Origin of the sequence: Massilia yuzhufengensis, from assembly GCF_900112225.1 — a bacterium.
Lineage (GTDB): Bacteria > Pseudomonadota > Gammaproteobacteria > Burkholderiales > Burkholderiaceae_D > Telluria > Telluria yuzhufengensis.
Genome location: NZ_FOLD01000005.1, coordinates 99,844 through 117,685, shown reverse-complemented (window position 1 = coordinate 117,685; position 17,842 = coordinate 99,844). Strand labels below are relative to the sequence as shown.

Below are 17,842 nucleotides of genomic sequence, written 5' to 3'. Positions count from 1 at the left end.
CTTAGGCGGTGGCCGGGACGGGTAAGGGCGCCGGCGCGCGGGCGGCGGCGCTGGCCGCGCGCGGCAGGCGCGGCGCCAGCACCCACAGTGCGGCGACGCAAGGCGCACCAAACACCAGGGCCGCCGCCGACCAGGCCAGCACCTGGCGGCGCGGATGCCGGCGCAGGCGCCACGCCGCCAGCGCTGCGGAGAGGATCGCTGCGACCAGCGCCGCCGCGACCACGGCGGCCGGCCGTTGCTGCGCCACGGTGCCAGGAGCATCCGGGGTCAGGCCTTTGTCGAGCAGGCGTTCCGGCAACGCGAGCGCGGCGTGAATCACGGGCGAGAGCCACCAGTCCTTGTGCTCGAACAGCAGCGGGAAGTCGTGGCCGACCTCGCGCACGGCCACTGTCTGCGCACGACCGGCGCCATCGACGAAGACCAGGTGCTGGCGCGAGCCGACTTCGCCATCGATCATGCGGCGGCCGAAATTGAAGGACAGCAGGGTGCCGTCGAGCAGGCGCGCCACGTCCACCCGGTCCAGGTCGCCGAAGGGGCCGGGCAGGGGCACGCTGTAGACCTGTTCCAGCGGCGCCGGCTGCCCGGCGGGCGCCACGCCCGCACGGTAGGAGACCAGGCGCCGGTTGGTCAGCACGAAGGGCTGGCGGCCCACTTCCTGCACCGGGCCGGCCAGGGTCTCGGGCGCCGCCACCGATGCCAGCAGGTGGATGCGGTGGGTTTCGGGATCGATCTGCAGGAGCTGCTGGGCCGTCTGCAGGTACTTCCCGTCCATGGCGGGGACGGCGGAGAAGGGCCGCAGGTCGCCCAGCCCGCCCATGCCGATCCAGCCGCGCGGGGCGTCGGTATGGGCGTCGCGGCCTTCGAACAGCATGCGGTCGTGGCTGAAGGTCCAGATGATGTTGCGCGTGTTGTCGAACCATTGCAGCTTCTGGAAATTGCCGACCTGGCCGCGCACCGGCAGCTCCAGCCAGCGCGCGCGCACGCTGCCGGTATCGAGCAGCGCCACCTGGCGGCGCCAGTGCGCGGCGCGCGCATCGCTGGAGGCGGCGAGCACCCGTTGCAGGTTGGCGCGGCCGTCGGCCCGGGTCATTTCGATGGCGCCGCCGCTGGGGGGCAGCGGACTGTTGAAGGGATTCACGCCCAGCAGCATCTGGCCCGACTGGAAGGCGATCGACGCGCCCCACAGCAGCACGAAATGGCAGCCCAGCACCAGCGGGACGCCTGCCGCCAGCCAGCCGCTGGTCGTGGAGGGCGGCGCGGTGCGGTCCGGCGCAAACGCGGTGTAGGCCAGCGCCGCCATCAAGGCGACGGCCAGCAGCGCCGGCGCCAGCAGGGCATCGGCGGCGGCCAGGTGCCAGCACAGCAGGGCGGGAACGAACAGCACCACGAAGGCGCTCCTGCGGCCGGACAGCATCAGGTAGGCGCCGCCCAGCCATGCGCTGAAGGAGGTGAGCAGCAGGTGCAGGGGAATCAGGTAGTGGTGGCTGTCCACCGTGCGCCCGGTCAGCCGGTCGCTGCCCAGCACCGCCAGCAGGGCGGGCAGGCCGATCGCCGCGACCAGCAGCGCCAGCGAGGCCAGGGCGAGCGCGCCGAAGATGCGGCTGCGCGGCAGCGGCCGGTGCATCAGCCATAGCCAGCGGCTGGCCTGGCGGTGGGTGCTGAATTGCGCCACCGCGAACGCCAGGCCGGCCACGGCGCAGGCAATCAGGATGACGGTCTGTTCGCGCCAGCCCATCTGCAGCGGTTCGGTCATGCGCGAGGCCATCAGCTGCAGCACCAGGTGGATGGTGGCGGCAACCAGGGCCACGGTGCGAAAACGCCGGCACTCGGAGAGGAAGAGTTCTTTCATACCAGGCACTTTCAGGCGGCTGCGGTGGTCGGGAATGCTGCGGGGGACACGCCGGCGTGGCCGCGCGCGAGGAAGCCGTTGACGGCGCGGTCCAGGCTCACCGGCATCTGCTGCGCGGTGCGCGCGCCCATCAGGCGCAGGCGGTGGCCGAAATCGACGCCGCCATCGAACACCACGAGGTGGGTCAGGCCGTCGATGACGCGGGTCTCCAGTACGCCCGGCAGGCGCGCGGCTTCCGGCTGGCGGAACGGGAAGTCGGCGATCCACAGCGAGACCCGTTCGCAGAATGCGTCCGGCGCCGACATGTGGCGCAGCACGCCGCGTTCCAGGATCACCAGGTTGTCGGCGACCCGCTCGATTTCCTCCATCTGGTGCGAGCAGTAGACCACGGTGGCGCCGTCGTCCAGGCTGGTCTGCAGCAGGGCGTCGAGGAAGGCGCGCTTGGCCACGACGTCCAGGCCCAGCGTGGGTTCGTCGAGGATCAGCAGTTCCGGTCCCTGCGCCAGGGCCAGGGCCAGGCTCACGCCGGCCCGTTCGCCGCGCGAGAGCTGGGCGATCTTCTGGCGGTCGCCGACGTTGAAGTTGGCCAGCACCTGGCGGTAGCGATCATCGCTCCAGCGCGGATACAGGCGCGCCTGCATCCGCGCCAGTTCGTCCACGCGCATCCAGCCGGGCAGGGTGTGTTCCTCGTTGACGAAGCCGATGCGCGCGCGCAGCGCCGGAGTGAGATGCCGGCTGTCGCAGCCCAGTACTTCAGCGCTGCCGGCGTCGCTCGAGGCAAAGCCCAGCAGCACGCGGAACAGGGTCGATTTGCCGGCGCCGTTGGCGCCGACGATGGCATGCACGCCGCCGCGCGGCAGGTGCAGGGTGAGATTGTCGAGGGCCTGCTTGCCCTGGTAGGACAGGCACAGGCCGTCGGTACGGATGACGTGGTCGTTCATGGTGTGGTCCTTATGCGACTTTGCGCGGCAGGGCGGCGGCCAGCTCGCCGGCGACGCGGTCGAGCACTTCGGCGCCGCTGTAGCCCAGCCCGATCACGTCGCCGGTGAAACGGTCGACCGCTTCGCCGAGGCGGCGTTCGCGCTCGGCGTCGGACAGCAGCTGGCGCGGCTGCAGCACGAACAGGCCGAGGCCCGCGCGCGATTCCACCCAGCCTTCCAGCGCCAGTTCGCCATAAGCCTTGGCCACGGTGTTGGGGTTGATCGACAGCTGCTGGGCCAGCCCTCGCACGCTGGGCAGGGCGGCGCCCACCGGCAGCTCGCCATTGGCGATCAGGCGGCGCACGCCGTCGACGATCTGGCGGTTGATCGGGCGCGTGTCGCCGGTGGCGATGTTCAGCATCAGGGGTGTTCGGCGGCTCATGGGTGTCTCCCAACTGTACTATTACGGTTAGTACAGTAGCAGCGCGGGAAGTCGCCGTCAATCCATTTGATGGCGATTACGCGAGGCGCATGCGGGCCGCGCAGGCCGCCATCAGCTTGGCCAGCCTCGCGGCGCGGGTGTCGGCCTTTTTGGCGCTGGTGATCCAGTGCAGGATGGTCTTGCGGTAGCCGGGCGGTGCGGCGCCGAAGTAGTCCCAGGCCACGGGGTCGCGCTGGAACAGCGCCAGTTCGTCCGGCGAGAGCGCGGGCGCATCCACGCGTTCGTGCGCATAGATGCCGGATTTCGCTTCGGACCGGTGCGCGAACGCCGCCTCGCCGGCCGGGGTCATGCGGCCCTGCGCGCGCAGCTTGTCCATCTTGGCGATGTTTACCACGCTCCAGATCGACGACGGCTTGCGCGGCGTGAAGCGGATCGTGTAGGTGGCCTCGTCCACCCGATTGCGGCGGCCGTCGATCCAGCCGAAGCACAGGGCTTCGTCGACCGACTCGGGCCAGCTCATGCTCGGCTGGCCGCTGCCCACCTTGTGGAAGCCCACCAGCAGTTCGCTGGCGCTGGCGGCGTGCGCTGCGAGCCAGGCGCGAAAGGCGGGGGCGTCGGCGAAGAAGGTGGCGTTCATCGTGTCTGGCATGGCGCCATTATGCGGGCAGCACGATCGCCGTGCGCAGGAACGCGAACATGGCTTTCATGCGCGCCAGGTAGCGGGTGTCGGGATGGGCCAGCAGCCACAGGCCGATGTCCAGTTCCGGCACGGGACCCTCCAGCATCGCGACCTGCGGATGCTCGCGCAGCACCGCCAGCGGGACGATGCCCACGCCCAGGCCATTGACCACCGCGCCGCCCACCGCCAGCAGGTTGCTTGCCTTGTGGCGCGGCGCCAGCTTGGGGTAGTGCGCGCGGCGCCATTGCTGCGACGGGTGGTCCGGCAGGCTGTCGTCGAGGGCGATCCAGTCCATCTCGCTGTAGTGCTTGCCGGCCGGCTGCGTGGCCAGGTAGTCCTTGCCGGCATAGATGGCCGAGCGCATGGTGCCCAGGCGGATGCCCACCAGGTGCTCCGGTGGCGAAGACGTGACGCGGATGGCGATGTCGGCTTCGCGCTGGCTCAGGTTGGCCAGCACATTGGTCGTCACCAGTTCCAGCTCGATGCGCGGATAGCTCGCGGTGAACCGCGCCAGCACCGGCAGCAGCACGCTGTGCAGCAGGGTGTCGGTGAGGGTGATGCGCAGCTTGCCCGAGGGTTCCGAGGACTGGTTGAAGGCTGCTTCGCGCGCTTCCTCGAGCCGGGTTTCGATCTGCTCGGCGTAGCCGGCCAGTTCGCGCCCCAGCTCCGTGGCCAGGTAGCCCTGCCGGCTGCGCTCGAACAGCACTTCGCCGATGTCCTTTTCGATGCGCTTGATGGCGCGGAACACCGTCGACGCATCCACCTTCAGGCGCTCGGCCGCCCCGGCCAGGTTGCGGCCGCGCTGCAGGGCCAGGATGGTCTCCAGGTCCTGCAGGTCGAGCTTTGATTGCAATTTTGCATAGGATGGTTTCATGGATGCCTATTTTACTTGCGTTTGTGCATAGGTACAGTAGCGACTCCTCAACCAACACCGCAAGGGGCACATCATGCAGGATCATTCCACCCGTTCGACCGCGGCACTGCTGCTGCGGCTGGCGCTGGGCGCGGCCTGGCTGGCGCACGCTTTATTCGCACTCGTGGCGCTTGGGGTGCCGGCATTTGCGGCATCGCTGGCGGCGCAGGGGCTGCCGCTGGCCTTGTCCTGGCCGGTGGCGCTGCTGGAGCTGGTGGGCGGCGTGCTGGTGATCGTCGGCGTACGCGGGCCTGGGGCCGGCAGGCGCGCGGCCTCGCGCAGCGCCGCGGCATGTACCTGAATCGTAGGGTGGACGGCTTGTCCGTCCGCGCGTCCAGCCATCGTATGCGCATCGACAGGCAAACGTGATGTGAACGCGCGGGCGGGAAACCCGTCCACCCTACGAACACCGTCAGTCACCCGGCTGCAGGCCATTGTCTTCACACCATTCGCGCAACGCCGCCCGCGTACGTTCATCGCGAAACGCATGCCACTTGCCCGTCAGCCCCCGCTTGTCGACCAGGTCCTTGAAATGACGGTAGGCGCCTTTGCGCCGGAACATCTCCCGCACACGCTCGTACTCGCCCGGCATCCCGGCCTCCACGAAGGCGAACACCATTGCCTGACCCAGGTCGAGACTGCGCGCATCCGGCACGCCGACGTAGCGTTCCGAGGTATCGATATCGTCCGGCAGCGCCTCCTCCTCGGGATCGATCCCCTCCGCGCGCACATGGACGGCACCGGTGTCCAGGCATACCCAGGCCTCGGCCAGGTCGCCCGAGCCACTCACCATCATCACTGCATCTTCGAGTTCGTTCAGATTCACAGTTGCCATGATCATCACCCCACCAAAGTAAAAAAGCCCGCAAGGCGCGAACCTTGCGGGCTTTCGAGCAGGACGGCGCCGAATCAATCGGCGCCCGGCAATTACATCATGCCGTCCATACCGCCCATGCCGCCCATGCCACCCATGCCGCCCATGCCGCCGGCTGGCTTGTCTTCGGCAGCTTCCGAGACCATGCAGTCGGTGGTCAGCATCAGGCCGGCGATCGACGCTGCGTTCTGCAGTGCCGAGCGGGTGACCTTGGCTGGATCCAGCACGCCCATTTCGACCATGTCGCCGTAGGTGCCGTTGGCAGCGTTGTAGCCGTAGTTGCCGGTGCCGGCGATGACGGCTGCGACCACGACCGATGGCTCGTCGCCGGCGTTCTGGACGATCATGCGCAGTGGCTCTTCCATGGCGCGCAGGACGATCTTGATGCCTGCGTCCTGGTCAGGGTTGTCGCCCTTGACGTTGATCGACGAACGGGCGCGCAGCAGTGCCACGCCGCCGCCTGGGACGATGCCTTCTTCCACGGCAGCGCGGGTAGCGTGCAGTGCGTCTTCCACGCGGGCCTTCTTCTCTTTCATCTCGACTTCGGTGGCTGCACCGACGCGGATCACGGCAACGCCGCCGGCCAGCTTGGCCACGCGCTCTTGCAGCTTTTCGCGGTCGTAGTCCGAGGTCGCTTCTTCGATCTGGATGCGCACCATCTTGACGCGCGCTTCGATGTTTTCAGCAGCGCCGGCGCCGTCGATGATGATGGTGTTTTCCTTGCCGACTTCGATACGCTTGGCCTGGCCCAGTTCCGCCAGCGTGACCTTTTCCAGGGTCAGGCCGACTTCTTCAGCGATGACCTGGCCGCCGGTCAGGACAGCGATGTCTTCCAGCATGGCCTTGCGGCGGTCGCCGAAGCCCGGGGCCTTGACGGCGACGGTCTTCAGGATGCCGCGGATGTTGTTGACGACCAGGGTCGCCAGCGCTTCGCCTTCGATGTCTTCGGCGACGATCACCAGCGGACGGCCGGCTTTCGCGACTTGTTCCAGGATCGGCAGCAGGTCACGGATGTTCGAGATCTTCTTGTCGCACAGGAGAACGAATGGGTTCTCGTGGACGGCGACCTGCTTGTCCGGGTTGTTGATGAAGTACGGCGACAGGTAGCCGCGGTCGAACTGCATGCCTTCCACGATGTCCAGTTCGTCGTTCAGCGACTTGCCGTCTTCGACGGTGATGACGCCTTCCTTGCCGACCTTGTCCATCGCTTCAGCGATACGCTCGCCGATCGAGTAGTCCGAGTTGGCCGAGATCGCGCCGACCTGGGCGATTTCCTTGGTGGTGGTGCATGGACGGGAGATCTTCGCCAGCTCTTCGACGGTGGCAGCGACTGCCTTGTCGATGCCGCGCTTGAGGTCCATCGGGTTCATGCCGGCGGCAACGAACTTCATGCCTTCGCGGACGATGGCTTGTGCCAGCACGGTCGCGGTGGTGGTGCCGTCACCGGCGTTGTCGCTGGTCTTCGAGGCGACTTCCTTGACCATCTGCGCGCCCATGTTCTGCAGCTTGTCTTTCAGTTCGATTTCTTTCGCGACCGAGACACCATCCTTGGTGACGGTCGGGGCGCCGAACGAGCGCTCCAGCACGACGTTGCGGCCTTTCGGGCCCAGGGTGACCTTGACTGCATTGGCCAGGACGTTGACGCCTTCGACCATCTTGGCGCGCGCTGCGTCGCCGAACACTACTTCTTTAGCTGCCATGTGTAATTCTCCGAATGAGTTCTATAAGGGGTGGGAAGGATTACAGGGCCACGACGGCCATGATGTCTTCTTCGCGCATGACCAGCAGTTCCTGGCCATCCACCTTGACTGCCTGGCCCGAGTACTTGCCGAACAGGACACGGTCGCCGACCTTCACTTCGAGGGCGCGCAGCTGGCCGTTGTCCTGCACCTTGCCGTTGCCGACGGCGAGGATTTCGCCCTGGTCCGGCTTCTCGGCGGCCGCATCGGGGATGATCAGGCCGGACGCAGTTTTGGTTTCCTGGTCGAGACGCTTCACGATTACGCGATCGTGCAGAGGACGAAGGTTCATGCAAAACTCCTTATTTCAGTGGTTTGATTAGCGATTCATTGCCGCCGCCTGGAGGCGCCGGCTGAGGAATTGGATACTTCAGTTGTTAGCACTCTCTACTAACGAGTGCTAATTATAGGGACGATACCCCCCTATTTCAAGCAGGAATGTTGATGAGCTAACGGACTTCCTTGCGAAAACACAATCCTGGCGATGGGTTGTACACTGTCGGAGTGTGGTGTCCGGGACAATTGCCGGGCAGGGTATACCGGATATATCCGGCGTGCCGCACGCTTCGGCCCGTATCCCGCCCCTTCATCGGCGCGATTCGGTTGACGGAAAAACCATCCCAACCCTATAGTGTCGAATGATTTCCGAATTTCAAGACCTCTCAGACAAAATCGACCGGCTCGCCCAGCTGACCCAGTCGCTGCGTGCCGAGAACCACCTGCTGCGCCAGGCCAATCACCTGCTCACCGGACATAATGCCGCGATGATGGACCGCCTGGCCCAGGCCCAGCGCCGCGTCGAAGCACTGCTCGAACAATTCCCTGCGCCGGAAGCGCCCCCAGCCGATGCCGACCATTCCAGCGAGGCCACCCAATGATCCATCTCGATTGCACCATCATGGGCCAGCCTTACCGCCTGGCCTGCCGCGACGGCGAAGAGCGCACGCTGCGCGAAGCCGTCAGCTACCTCGATGGCAAGATGTGCGCGCTGCGCGACTCGGGCAAGGTCAAGGGCACCGACCGCATCGCGGTCATGGCCGCACTGAGCGTGGCCGCCGAATTCCTGTCGGTGAAGTCGCCGCAGGGCCCGCTGTCGGACATGTCGATCCTCGAAGTCAAGCAAAAACTCGAAGCGATGCACACCGTGCTCGATCACGCGCTGGCGCCGCAAGAAAATCACGCCTGAGCCTGAATTCGTTTGACATGGCGGCCCATCGTAGTAAACTGCCGTCTACCCTGCGGTGTTCGAGATTTGCCATATATTCCTTGAACCATTTTCACGCATAGGTTGTGGGACATGCTTGGTGGGCGCGAGCGTCACTAGACTGACGAACCCGAAATTGAGCTGACTGCGACCACCTTGAGCCTTTTGGTTCGGGATGCCGGCAATAACGGCACAGGCGGGGCTATATAGACGAGCGGTTGCGCACTTCGGTACGCAGCCGCTTTTTTTTTGTTGTTGTTGGAGATGCGATGCGCTATTGGTTGATGAAGTCGGAGCCGGACGAAGTCAGTTTCGACGACGTGCTGGCCGCGCCGAAGCAGACGGTGGCCTGGTACGGCGTGCGTAACTACCAGGCGCGCAATTTCATGCGCGATGGTATGTCGGTCGGCGACGGCATCCTGTTCTACCACTCCAGCTGCGCCGTGCCGGGCGTGGCCGGCATCGCCGAAGTGGCGAGCAGCCCTTATCCGGATGCGACCCAGTTCGACGCGGCCTCCCACTACCACGATCCCAAGGCCACGCAGGAAAACCCGCGCTGGATCTCGGTCGACGTGCGCGCCCTGGAAGCCGGGCGCTTCCTGCCGCTCACCGAGATGCGCGGCATCGCCGCACTGGACGACATGGTGCTGCTGCAGAAGGGCAGCCGGCTGTCGATCTCGCCGGTGACCGCCGCGCAGTGGAACGCCATCGTCAAGCTGCTGCGCGAAGGGAAGCGATGATGGACATTGGCCTGATTCTCGCACTGCTCGCGATGGGCGCGTTCGGCGGTTTCGCGGCGGGGCTGCTCGGCATCGGCGGCGGCATGGTGCTGGTCCCCTTCATCACCATGATCTTCACCGCGCGCGGCATTGCGCCGGAACTGACCATCCACATGGCGATCGCCACCTCGCTCGCCACCATCCTGTTTACCTCGCTGTCGTCGGTGCGCGCCCACCACAAGCACGGCGCCGTGCTGTGGCCCGTGGTGAAGATGCTGGCGCCCGGCATCCTGGTGGGCTCGTGGATCGGGCCCTGGATCGGCAAGCAGATGAATGCCCCGGTGCTGGCGGCCTTCTTCGGCGTGTTCGTCGCCTTCTCGGCCACGCAGATGCTGATCGGGAAGAAGCCCGCGGCCGCGCGCGCGCTGCCCGGCACGGCCGGCATGTTCGCGACCGGCGGCGTCATCGGCACCTTGTCCGGCATCGTCGGCGCCGGTGGCGGCTTCGTGTCGGTGCCCTTCATGACATGGTGCGGCGTGCGCATCCACAATGCGGTGGCCACCAGCGCGGCGCTGGGCTTTCCGATTGCGCTGTCGGGGACGATTTCGAATATCTATTTCGGCTGGGGCGAGGCGGGCCTGCCGGAGTATTCGCTGGGCTTCATCTACCTGCCGGCACTGGCGATCATCGCGCTGGCCAGCGTGAGCATGGCGCCGCTGGGCGCCCGCACCGCGCACAAGATGCCGGTGCGGCAGCTGCAGCGGGTGTTCGCGGTGATCCTGTATTCGCTTGCGACATATATGTTCTGGAAGGCGGCGCACTAAGGGCGTGTACTTCTCGCGCTACCCTCCGATCCGTCGCCCCGGCGCAGGCCGGGGCCCAAGTTCGGACTGCAGCCACTAGTTTCGCGCGTAGCGGTGCGCACACAAAATTAGGTACCGGCCTTCGCCGGTACGACGATCGACGGCTGCGGGCCTACGTTTTCACCGCAAACCCTCGCATCCTAGCCCGATCCATCGGCAAATCCCGCACCCGCACCCCGCACGCATCCATCACCGCATTGGCCAGCGCCGCCGCAGCCGGCCCTTGCGCCGCTTCGCCTGTCCCCAAAAATGGCTGACCCGGCCGGTCCACCAGGTGCACGTCCACCCGGTCCGGCGCCTGCTTGAAGCGCAGGATCGGATACCCCGCCCAGTCCAGCGTCTGCACCCGGCTCGCATCGAAACGCACCTGTTCCAGCAGCGTCCAGCTGGCCGACTGGATGACGCCGCCCTCGATCTGGTTGCGCACCCCATCCGGACTGACAATCTCGCCGCAATCGACGGCCGCATCGGCCCGGACGATGCGGACAAACCCGGTATCGAGCGCCACCTCGACTTCCAGCGCGATCGCACAATACGCCGCGGAGTTCTTGTAGCGCGCAAACGCAAACCCGCGTCCGCGCCGGGCGCCACGCTGGTACTTGTCCCAGCCGAATTTGGACGCAGCGAGCTTCACCACCTCGATCGCGCGCGGGTCCGCCAGGTGGCGCAGCCGGAACGCCACCGGGTCGGCTTTTGCAGACCGCGCCAGTTCGTCCATGAAGCTCTCGATCGCGAACACATTGCAGTAGGCGCCCAGCGCGCGCACGGCCGAGGTGCGGAACACGCCCTGCGGCTGGAAGCGTTGGGTCACGCGCGCGTTCGGCAACGCGTAATAGGGAATGGCGTTGCGGTCGCCGCCGCCTTCCGGCTGCGGGATGGGCTTCGGGGGCGGTGGCGCAAACGGCCGCGCGAGGTGGGTCGCCGCCAGCAGGTTGCCGGCGCGGCCCGGGCGCGTCGCATGCGGCTGGCTCCACACTTCGTAGTTCCAGTCGACGATGGCGCCGCCCGCGTCCAGCGTGGCGGCCACGTCGGCCACCATCGCCGGGCCAAAGGGTTCCCATCCATGCTCGTCCTCGCGCATCCACTGCACCCGCACCGGCAGGCCGGGGAAGGCGCGCGCCAGCAGCACGGCGTCGGCCGCGACGTCGTCGGCGCCGTTGTGGCCGTAGCAGCCGGCGCCCTCGGCATGGATGCAGCGGATCGATGCCTCGGGCGTCGCCAGCAGTTCGGCCAGCGCGGCGCGCAGCGGGAACACGCCCTGCGAATGCGTCCACACCGTGTAGCGCCCGGCCTCGAACAGCGCGATGGCGCAGGACGGGCCGAGCGAGGCATGCAGCTGGAAGGGCCGCGTATAGCTGGCGCGCAGGGTCGCGCCCGGCGCGCCGGGTGCGCCGCGCGCCAGTACCTGCTGCGGCTGCGATGGCAAGGCGCGCACGACGGATGCCAGGTCGCGCCCGGCCGGCAGCAGCGCCGGCACTTCCCAGCGCGCCGCCAGCGCCAGCGCTTTCGCCGCCTTCACGGCGCGCCATTCCTCGTCGGCGATCACGGCCAGGAAGCGGCCATCCTGCACCACTTCCAGCACGCCGCTCATGCGGGCCACCGCCGCCGTGTCGACGCCGAGCAGCCGCGCCGACGGCGAGGGCGGGCGCAGCACGCGGCCATGCACCATGGCGGGCATGCGGATGTCCTGCACATAGGCCAGTTCCCCGCGCAGCTTGCCGGGGATGTCCACGCGCGGCAGCGTCACGCCGGAATACCTGGGCGCGCCCGGCGTGGGCGGCGGGATGGTGGCGGTGGCGCGCACATGCTGCTGGCCGTTCGCCACCAGTTCGCCAAAGCTCACCCGGCGGCCATCCGGCGCGCGGAACACGCTGTTGGACTGCGCCAGCGAAGCCGCCGGCACCTTGAGGCGCGCGGCGGCCTTTTCCTGCAGCAGGGCGCGCACCTGCGCGGCGGCATGGCGCAGCGCGGCGCCGCTGTCCTGCATCGAATGGCTGCCGGCGGTATAGCCCTCGTCGGGGGTGCGTTCGGTGTCGGCGGTGATCAGGATCAGGCGCCCGGGGTCGATCCGCAGCGCCTGCGCCGCCACCTGCAGCAGCGCGGTCTTGATGCCCTGGCCCAGTTCGGCCTTGCCGGTGAAGACGGTAACCCGGTTGTCGGCGCCGACCCGGATCCAGGCATCGAGCCACGGCTCCTCGGCCAGGCTGCCGGGCAGTGCGCCGCCCGGCTGCGCGCGCAGCGGCAGGGCGAACGACAGCGTCAGGGCGCCGCCGGCGGCCAGGAAGCGGCGCCGTCCCGGGCGCGGTGGATGGGCGCTCATCGTTTCTTGCGCACCGGCTGCAAGGCCAGCACGTCGGCGGCGCGCCGCACCGCGCGCAGGATGCGCAGGTGGGTGCCGCAGCGGCACAGGTTGGGCTGCATCCAGTCGCGGATCTGCGCGTCGGTGGGCGAGGGCAGCTGCTCGAACAGGGCAGTGGCGCGCATGATCATGCCGGCGATGCAGTAGCCGCACTGCGCCGCCTGCTCGTCGATGAAGGCCTGCTGCAGCACCACGCTGGGCACCCAGCGGCTGCCGGGCGACTCCACCGTGCGCACGGCGCGCGCGCCGACCATCGATACCGGCAGCAGGCAGGACATCACCGGCGCCTTGTCGACCATCACCGTGCACGAGCCGCACTGCCCCAGGCCGCAGCCGAACTTCGCGCCATTGAGCTTCAGGTCGTTGCGCAGCACGTAAAGCAGCGGCGTGTCGGCATCGACATCGATCGTGTGCGGCTTGCCGTTGACCTGCAGGTGGAATGTCGTCATGGCTGCTTTGCTTTCTGCACGGTCTGTTCCAGTTCCGGCCAGGCCTCGGCCTGCGCGCCGTAGCGCCGCAAGTAGGCTGCCAGCGCAACCACCTGCGCGTCATTCATCATGGTGGCGAAGCCCGGCATCTGGCGTCCGGGCTCGCCCTCCGGCGGCGCGATGCCGTCGCGGATGATGCGGACCAGGCTGCGCGGGTCGGGGTCGTACAGGGCCACGGCCTGCTGCAGCTGCAGCGCGGCGCCCGAGCTGGCGCCGCGGCCGGCGTCGTGGCAGCTGGCGCAGGCCATCGCGTACATGGCGTGGCCGAGGCGCATGCGCTCCAGGTCGGAATCATTGGCGGCCGGGGCGGGCAGGGGGCCGGCGGCCGGCGCGGCGCGGGCGGGGGCTTGCGCGAGGTCGCCGTGGATATACGTGGAAAGGGCGGCGACGTCCGCCGCGTCGGCCTGGCCCAGGTTCCGCACCACGTCCTGCATCGGGCCGCCGGCGATCGCGTGGCCCGGTGCGAGGCCGGTGCGCAGGTAGGTCGCCAGGTGCTCGCGTGTCCACGGTACCGGTGAGGGAGATGTCGCATTGAGCGCCGGCGCGTACCAGTTGCCGGCGTCGCCGCCGTCGAATCGGCGCTTCAGGTCCGGGCCGCCCAACAGGGTGCGCGGCGTATGGCATGCGCTGCAATGCGCCAGCGTGTTGGCGACGTAGGCGCCGCGGTTCCATTGGGCCGGCTGGCGCGGGTCGTCGCGCCATGGCGACTCGTCGAGGTAGAGCAGGTTCCAGAAGGCCAGCAAGGGCCGCCAGCCGAACGGGAAGGTCATCCGGTTCTCGCGCGCCGGGGCATGCAGGGCGGGCCGCGTCATGACGTAGGCGTACAGCGCGCGGATGTCGTCCTGCGCCAGCTGCGTGTAGTGGTTGTAGGGGAAGGCGGGGTAGAGCAGGTGGCCGTCGCGTGACACGCCCTGGCGCATGGAGCGGGTAAAGGCCGCTTCGCTCCACCCGCCGATGCCGGTGCGCGCATCTGGCGTGATGTTGGTGCTGTAGACGGTGCCGAAGGGCGTGTCGATGGGCAGGCCGCCGGCGTAGGGCCGCGCCGCGTCCACCGTGTGGCAGGCGGCGCACATGCCCAGCCTGGCCAGGTTGGCGCCGCGGGCGACCAGCCGGGTGTCGGCCTGCGCAGGCGCCGCTTGCAGCGGCAGCGCGGGACGCGACGCGATCCACCATGCGGCCAGCGCCAGCAGGGCGAGCGCCGCCAGTGCCAGCCACCACCTGCTTGGCCGCTTGTTCCCTTGGATTGCCGCTTTCATCGAGCGCAGAATATCAGGTATGCTGGCGCCATGACTACTGATACCGACATCGAACTGTCCGGCGCCTTCCAGGCAAAGGACAGCAACGGCCGTACCCTCGAGGTCAAGGCGATCCGCATCTTCGACGAGGGCTACGGGATTATCGACGTGTACGTGGACTTCAAGGCCCAGCTCGACCCCGGCGCCTACAAGGACACGGTACTCACGCGCCAGATCGTCGAGCGCCTGCGTTCCCTCGGCTACAAGGGCCCCGACTTCGGCCACAGCGACCCGGGCCTGCAGGAGAGCAAAATCATCGTGCTCGAAGCACCCGAAGAGTTTTCCGACTTCGCCAAGAGCCGCGGCTGGAAGAACCTGGCCGAAGACTTCGACGAGTAAGCACCGCAGTGCCGGCGGCACGTCCGCCTCAACCATGCCTATAATGTCTTTTTCGACATAAGGCTTGCCATGCTGCGCCAGCGTTCCACCGTTTCGCTCCGGCGCCTGCTGGTGCTGCTCACGGCAGTGGGCCTGCTGCCGCTGGCGCTGATGGGCGTGTGGGGCCTGCACCTGGTCAGCGAGTTCCAGCAGCGCGAGCAGCAGCGTTCCCTGCTCGACCTGGCCCGTGCGCTCTCGAGCGCGGTCGACGCCGAACTCGATGGCGCGGCCTCCATCCTCACCAGCATGGCGCGCACGCCGGCCATGGAAGTGGGCGACCTGCGCGGCTTCTACGACCTCGCCCGCGCCCAGGTGGCGGCCAAGCCCGAGTGGCTGTCGGTGATCCTGGCCGACGACCGGGGCGGCATCGTGTTCCGTACCGCCGCGCCCTTCGGCAGCGCGGGCGGCCCCATCGCCGACCCGGCCAGCCTGCAGCGCGCCGTGGCGACCGGGGCGCCGGTCGCAGGCGGCATCGCCGTCGGACCGCGTGGCCGCCCGGCCTATCCGGTGCGGGTGCCAGTCACCGACAAGGCGGGCCGCCGCTACATCCTCACCGCCGTGATCCAGCCCGGCCGCATGCTGCGCGTGATCGAACGCCAGAAAGTGCCGTCCAACTCCGTGATCGCCATCCTCGACGGCGCCGGCAGCATCGTCGCGCGCTCGATCGGGCAGGACACGGGCGTGGGCGCCAAGCCGCATGCCTCGCTGGTGCGCCTCATGCGCGACGGCGGCGCAGAAGCCGTGGGCGTGACCACCTCGCCCACCGGCGACCCCTTGGCCGCGGCCTACACCCGTTCGCGCTATGGATGGGCGGTGGCGGTCGGGATTCCCACCTCGGCAATGGCGCGGGCCTCGCTGCCCGGCATCATGCTGTACGCCTCCGGCCTGGCAGCCTCGCTGCTGGCCTGCAGCCTGGTTGCGACCCTGCTGTCGGGGCGCATCGTGCGCTCGTTCCGCAGCCTGCAGCAGGGCACGGCGGCGCTCGGCGCCGGCCTGCCGGTGCTGGTGGCGCCCTCGCGCATCACCGAGATCGACCAGATGGAATCGGCGCTGAAGGCGGCGGCCGCCCAGCGCGACGCGCACGAGGCCGAGCGTTCGAGCCTGCTCGCTTCGCTGGAAAACGCCCTCGAGGACAGCCGCGATGCCGGCCGGGTCAAGGACGAATTCCTGGCCATGCTCGGGCACGAGCTGCGCAACCCGCTCAGTCCCATCGTCGCCTCGCTCGACCTGATGGACATGCGCGGCGACGCCGCCAACGTGCGCGAGCGGACCATCCTGCGGCGCCAGGCCAATCACCTCAAGCGCCTGGTGGACGATTTGCTCGACGTCTCGCGCATCACCAGCGGCAAGCTGCAGATCGAGCTGCGCCCCGTCAACCTGGCCGACGTGGTGCGCCATGTGGTGGCGTCCTTCCCCGGTGCGCCGATCGCCTTGGAGGCGCCTGGCGAGGCTTGGGTCCAGGGCGACGAGAGCCGGCTGACGCAGGTGCTCAATAACCTGCTGTCGAATGCGGCGCGCTTCGGCAACGGCCTCACGCGTGTGAGCCTGGCGGTGGACGGTGGGATGGCGCGCCTGGCGGTGAGCGACAACGGCGTGGGCATGGACAAGGACATGCTCGAGCGTGTGTTCGCCCCCTTCTTCCAGGCGCCGCAGCCGCTGGCGCGCCATACCGGTGGGCTCGGCCTGGGCCTGGCGATCGTGCGCCGCATCGTCGAGCTGCACGGCGGCACGGTGGCAGCCAGCAGCGAAGGCGCGGGCAAGGGCAGTTGCTTCGAAGTGGCGCTGCCGCTCGGCGCCGTCGCTGCGCCTGCGCATGACGCGGTCGCGGCCGCGGATGCGGCGCGGCTGGACGTGCTGCTGGTGGACGACAACCTCGATGCCGCTGCGACCACGGCCGCGGTGCTCGAGCACCTGGGGCACGTGGTCCGGGTGGCGGGGACGGGCGGCGAAGCGATCGAGCAAGCGCGGCGGCAGGCGCCGGACGTGGCGATCCTGGATATCGGCTTGCCCGACATGGACGGCTACGCACTGGCGGCGCGCCTGCAGGTGTGCGTACCGGGCACGCGGCTGGTGGCGCTGACGGGGTATGGGCAGGAGGCCGACGTGGCGCTGGCGGCGGGGGCGGGGTTTGATCTGCACCTGACCAAGCCGGCGACGCTGGAGGATTTGCAAAGGGCGCTGGCGGCGGTGTGATGCCGATGGTCACCCGCGCTGGCTCCTGTTTTCGATACTACTCGCACGTCATTCCCGCCTGCGCGGGAACGACGTGCTGGGGCAACTTAACAATATCGTCAGCGTCCAGCCCACGCGTCACGCATGCGCCGTCCGATTCGGCGCCTGCCGATACGCCCACGCCAGCATCACCAGCGCGCCGATGATCATCGGCAGCGACAGCACCTGTCCCGACGTGACCGGCAGCCCCGCCACCGTGATTTCCCAATCCGGCACCCGGAAGTATTCGGTCGTGAACCGCGCGCACCCGTACAGCAGCGTGAACATCGCCCCCACCGCCAGCCGCGGACGCTGCTTGCGGGCATACGGCCACAGGATCAGGAACACGACGATCCCGTCCAGCAGCATCTGGTACAGCGGCGACGGGTGGCGCGGGCCTTCCACGCCCGGCCACAGCATGGCCCAGGGCAGGCTCGGGTCGGCCAGGCGGCCCGGGAGTTCGGCGTTGATGAAGTTGCCCAGGCGGCCGGCGGCGTACCCGAGCGGCACCATCGGGGCGATGAAGTCGTAGACGTCGAGCAGGTTGCGCTTCGATTTGCGGGCCCACAGCGCCATGGCGATCAGCACGCCCAGGAAGCCGCCGTGGAAGGACATGCCGCCGCGCCAGACCATGAAGATCTCGAGCGGGTGTTCGAGGAAGTAGGCCGGCTGGTAGAACAGCACTTCGCCCAGGCGCCCGCCCAGCACTACGCCGAGCATGCCGTAGAAGAGCATGTCGTCGAGGTCTTCGGCCTTCCAGCCCTGCGCGGCGATGTGCGGCTGGCGGATGCGCACGCGGCCCAGGATCAGGAACAGGGCGAAGGCCAGCACGTACATCAGGCCATACCAGTGGATCTGCACCGGCCCGATGGCAAACGCGATAGGGTCCGGCTGCGGATGAATCAGCAT

The 17,842-nt window shown here is 68.3% G+C and carries 19 protein-coding genes and 1 other RNA gene; 8 read left to right on the top strand and 12 right to left on the bottom strand.

The genetic code is table 11. From position 1 onward, the window contains the following. Position 1: 1 nt before the first annotated feature. From BM031_RS06560 to BM031_RS06540, 5 genes are all read right to left on the bottom strand, one after another. Complete coding sequence (locus BM031_RS06560; RefSeq protein WP_091872719.1) at positions 2–1,849, bottom strand: hypothetical protein; 1,848 nt, start codon at positions 1,847–1,849, stop codon at positions 2–4. A gap of 11 nt (positions 1,850–1,860) precedes the next feature. After that, positions 1,861–2,790 (bottom strand): ABC transporter ATP-binding protein, encoded by a 930-nt coding sequence (locus tag BM031_RS06555; protein ID WP_091872716.1) that lies wholly within the window; start codon positions 2,788–2,790, stop codon positions 1,861–1,863. Positions 2,791–2,800: 10 nt separating this feature from the next. Beyond that, positions 2,801–3,211, bottom strand: a complete 411-nt coding sequence (locus BM031_RS06550) for a GntR family transcriptional regulator (RefSeq protein WP_091872713.1) — start codon at positions 3,209–3,211, stop codon at positions 2,801–2,803. 76 nt (positions 3,212–3,287) lie between these two features. Beyond that, positions 3,288–3,860 carry a YdeI/OmpD-associated family protein gene (locus BM031_RS06545; RefSeq protein ID WP_229408666.1) on the bottom strand — a complete coding sequence of 191 codons (573 nt, stop codon included), beginning with the start codon at positions 3,858–3,860 and terminating at the stop codon, positions 3,288–3,290. 7 nt (positions 3,861–3,867) lie between these two features. Beyond that, positions 3,868–4,764 (bottom strand): LysR family transcriptional regulator, encoded by an 897-nt coding sequence (locus BM031_RS06540; RefSeq protein WP_091872708.1) that lies wholly within the window; start codon positions 4,762–4,764, stop codon positions 3,868–3,870. Between the two features lie 73 nt (positions 4,765–4,837). On the opposite strand from BM031_RS06540, the gene BM031_RS06535 reads away from it, so the two are divergent. Next, complete coding sequence (locus BM031_RS06535; RefSeq protein WP_091872705.1) at positions 4,838–5,104, top strand: DoxX family membrane protein; 267 nt, start codon at positions 4,838–4,840, stop codon at positions 5,102–5,104. Positions 5,105–5,215: 111 nt separating this feature from the next. Here BM031_RS06535 and BM031_RS06530 read toward each other — a convergent pair whose 3' ends face one another. The 3 genes from BM031_RS06530 to groES all read right to left on the bottom strand — a co-directional run bounded on the left by BM031_RS06530 (position 5,216) and on the right by groES (position 7,708). Further along, a complete protein-coding gene (locus BM031_RS06530; RefSeq protein WP_091872703.1) occupies positions 5,216–5,644 on the bottom strand; it encodes a UPF0158 family protein in 429 nt (142 codons plus the stop codon). 86 nt (positions 5,645–5,730) lie between these two features. Then, entirely contained in the window at positions 5,731–7,377 is a 1,647-nt protein-coding gene (gene groL / locus BM031_RS06525) for a chaperonin GroEL (protein WP_091872700.1), read from the bottom strand. 40 nt (positions 7,378–7,417) lie between these two features. Next, positions 7,418–7,708: a co-chaperone GroES gene (gene groES, locus BM031_RS06520; RefSeq protein WP_091872698.1), complete on the bottom strand. Its 291-nt coding sequence runs from the start codon at positions 7,706–7,708 to the stop codon at positions 7,418–7,420. 346 nt (positions 7,709–8,054) lie between these two features. Between groES and BM031_RS06515 the strand changes: the two genes are divergently transcribed. The 5 genes from BM031_RS06515 to BM031_RS06495 all read left to right on the top strand — a co-directional run bounded on the left by BM031_RS06515 (position 8,055) and on the right by BM031_RS06495 (position 10,163). Beyond that, positions 8,055–8,294: a hypothetical protein gene (locus tag BM031_RS06515; protein ID WP_091872696.1), complete on the top strand. Its 240-nt coding sequence runs from the start codon at positions 8,055–8,057 to the stop codon at positions 8,292–8,294. Further along, a complete protein-coding gene (locus BM031_RS06510) occupies positions 8,291–8,602 on the top strand; it encodes a cell division protein ZapA (protein WP_091872693.1) in 312 nt (103 codons plus the stop codon). Before BM031_RS06515 ends, BM031_RS06510 begins: the two co-directional genes overlap by 4 nt. 44 nt (positions 8,603–8,646) lie before the next feature. Then, positions 8,647–8,827: non-coding RNA, 6S RNA (gene ssrS, locus BM031_RS06505), on the top strand. Positions 8,828–8,889: 62 nt separating this feature from the next. Then, positions 8,890–9,360 carry an EVE domain-containing protein gene (locus BM031_RS06500; protein ID WP_091872691.1) on the top strand — a complete coding sequence of 157 codons (471 nt, stop codon included), beginning with the start codon at positions 8,890–8,892 and terminating at the stop codon, positions 9,358–9,360. Further along, the gene (locus BM031_RS06495) at positions 9,360–10,163 is read left to right on the top strand and encodes a sulfite exporter TauE/SafE family protein (RefSeq protein ID WP_091872688.1); all 804 of its coding nucleotides are present in this window, start codon (positions 9,360–9,362) and stop codon (positions 10,161–10,163) included. The genes BM031_RS06500 and BM031_RS06495 overlap by 1 nt, the downstream gene beginning before the upstream one ends. A gap of 151 nt (positions 10,164–10,314) precedes the next feature. Here the strand turns inward: BM031_RS06495 and BM031_RS06490 are convergent, their stop codons facing one another. Genes BM031_RS06490 through BM031_RS06480 form a run of 3 tightly spaced genes read right to left on the bottom strand, consistent with a single transcriptional unit; the run spans position 10,315 to position 14,305 of the window. Next, positions 10,315–12,522 carry a molybdopterin cofactor-binding domain-containing protein gene (locus tag BM031_RS06490; RefSeq protein WP_091872686.1) on the bottom strand — a complete coding sequence of 736 codons (2,208 nt, stop codon included), beginning with the start codon at positions 12,520–12,522 and terminating at the stop codon, positions 10,315–10,317. Then, on the bottom strand, positions 12,519–13,010 hold the full coding sequence (locus tag BM031_RS06485) for a (2Fe-2S)-binding protein (protein ID WP_091872684.1): 492 nt from the start codon (positions 13,008–13,010) through the stop codon (positions 12,519–12,521). The genes BM031_RS06490 and BM031_RS06485 overlap by 4 nt, the downstream gene beginning before the upstream one ends. Next, positions 13,007–14,305, bottom strand: coding sequence for a c-type cytochrome (locus BM031_RS06480; RefSeq protein WP_091872681.1), 1,299 nt, complete (start codon positions 14,303–14,305; stop codon positions 13,007–13,009). Before BM031_RS06480 ends, BM031_RS06485 begins: the two co-directional genes overlap by 4 nt. Before the next feature lie 30 nt (positions 14,306–14,335). Between BM031_RS06480 and BM031_RS06475 the strand changes: the two genes are divergently transcribed. Both BM031_RS06475 and BM031_RS06470 read left to right on the top strand, forming a co-directional pair. Continuing rightward, the gene (locus BM031_RS06475) at positions 14,336–14,683 is read left to right on the top strand and encodes a hypothetical protein (RefSeq protein WP_091872679.1); all 348 of its coding nucleotides are present in this window, start codon (positions 14,336–14,338) and stop codon (positions 14,681–14,683) included. 69 nt (positions 14,684–14,752) lie between these two features. Next, the gene (locus tag BM031_RS06470; protein WP_091872676.1) at positions 14,753–16,915 is read left to right on the top strand and encodes a hybrid sensor histidine kinase/response regulator; all 2,163 of its coding nucleotides are present in this window, start codon (positions 14,753–14,755) and stop codon (positions 16,913–16,915) included. Between the two features lie 117 nt (positions 16,916–17,032). Here BM031_RS06470 and lgt read toward each other — a convergent pair whose 3' ends face one another. After that, complete coding sequence (lgt, locus tag BM031_RS06465; RefSeq protein WP_091872673.1) at positions 17,033–17,842, bottom strand: prolipoprotein diacylglyceryl transferase; 810 nt, start codon at positions 17,840–17,842, stop codon at positions 17,033–17,035.

Coding starts and splice junctions, on each gene's coding strand:
- BM031_RS06560 (WP_091872719.1), bottom strand. CDS start 1,849: ATGAAAGAACTCTTCCTCTCCGAGTGCCGGCGTTTTCGCACCGTGGCC.
- BM031_RS06555 (WP_091872716.1), bottom strand. CDS start 2,790: ATGAACGACCACGTCATCCGTACCGACGGCCTGTGCCTGTCCTACCAG.
- BM031_RS06500 (WP_091872691.1), top strand. CDS start 8,890: ATGCGCTATTGGTTGATGAAGTCGGAGCCGGACGAAGTCAGTTTCGAC.
- BM031_RS06510 (WP_091872693.1), top strand. CDS start 8,291: ATGATCCATCTCGATTGCACCATCATGGGCCAGCCTTACCGCCTGGCC.
- BM031_RS06540 (WP_091872708.1), bottom strand. CDS start 4,764: ATGAAACCATCCTATGCAAAATTGCAATCAAAGCTCGACCTGCAGGAC.
- BM031_RS06490 (WP_091872686.1), bottom strand. CDS start 12,522: ATGAGCGCCCATCCACCGCGCCCGGGACGGCGCCGCTTCCTGGCCGCC.
- BM031_RS06550 (WP_091872713.1), bottom strand. CDS start 3,211: ATGAGCCGCCGAACACCCCTGATGCTGAACATCGCCACCGGCGACACG.
- BM031_RS06545 (WP_229408666.1), bottom strand. CDS start 3,860: ATGCCAGACACGATGAACGCCACCTTCTTCGCCGACGCCCCCGCCTTT.
- groES (WP_091872698.1), bottom strand. CDS start 7,708: ATGAACCTTCGTCCTCTGCACGATCGCGTAATCGTGAAGCGTCTCGAC.
- BM031_RS06470 (WP_091872676.1), top strand. CDS start 14,753: ATGCTGCGCCAGCGTTCCACCGTTTCGCTCCGGCGCCTGCTGGTGCTG.
- BM031_RS06485 (WP_091872684.1), bottom strand. CDS start 13,010: ATGACGACATTCCACCTGCAGGTCAACGGCAAGCCGCACACGATCGAT.
- BM031_RS06515 (WP_091872696.1), top strand. CDS start 8,055: ATGATTTCCGAATTTCAAGACCTCTCAGACAAAATCGACCGGCTCGCC.
- groL (WP_091872700.1), bottom strand. CDS start 7,377: ATGGCAGCTAAAGAAGTAGTGTTCGGCGACGCAGCGCGCGCCAAGATG.
- BM031_RS06530 (WP_091872703.1), bottom strand. CDS start 5,644: ATGATCATGGCAACTGTGAATCTGAACGAACTCGAAGATGCAGTGATG.
- BM031_RS06480 (WP_091872681.1), bottom strand. CDS start 14,305: ATGAAAGCGGCAATCCAAGGGAACAAGCGGCCAAGCAGGTGGTGGCTG.
- BM031_RS06475 (WP_091872679.1), top strand. CDS start 14,336: ATGACTACTGATACCGACATCGAACTGTCCGGCGCCTTCCAGGCAAAG.
- lgt (WP_091872673.1), bottom strand. CDS start 17,842: ATGCTGATTCATCCGCAGCCGGACCCTATCGCGTTTGCCATCGGGCCG.
- BM031_RS06495 (WP_091872688.1), top strand. CDS start 9,360: ATGGACATTGGCCTGATTCTCGCACTGCTCGCGATGGGCGCGTTCGGC.
- BM031_RS06535 (WP_091872705.1), top strand. CDS start 4,838: ATGCAGGATCATTCCACCCGTTCGACCGCGGCACTGCTGCTGCGGCTG.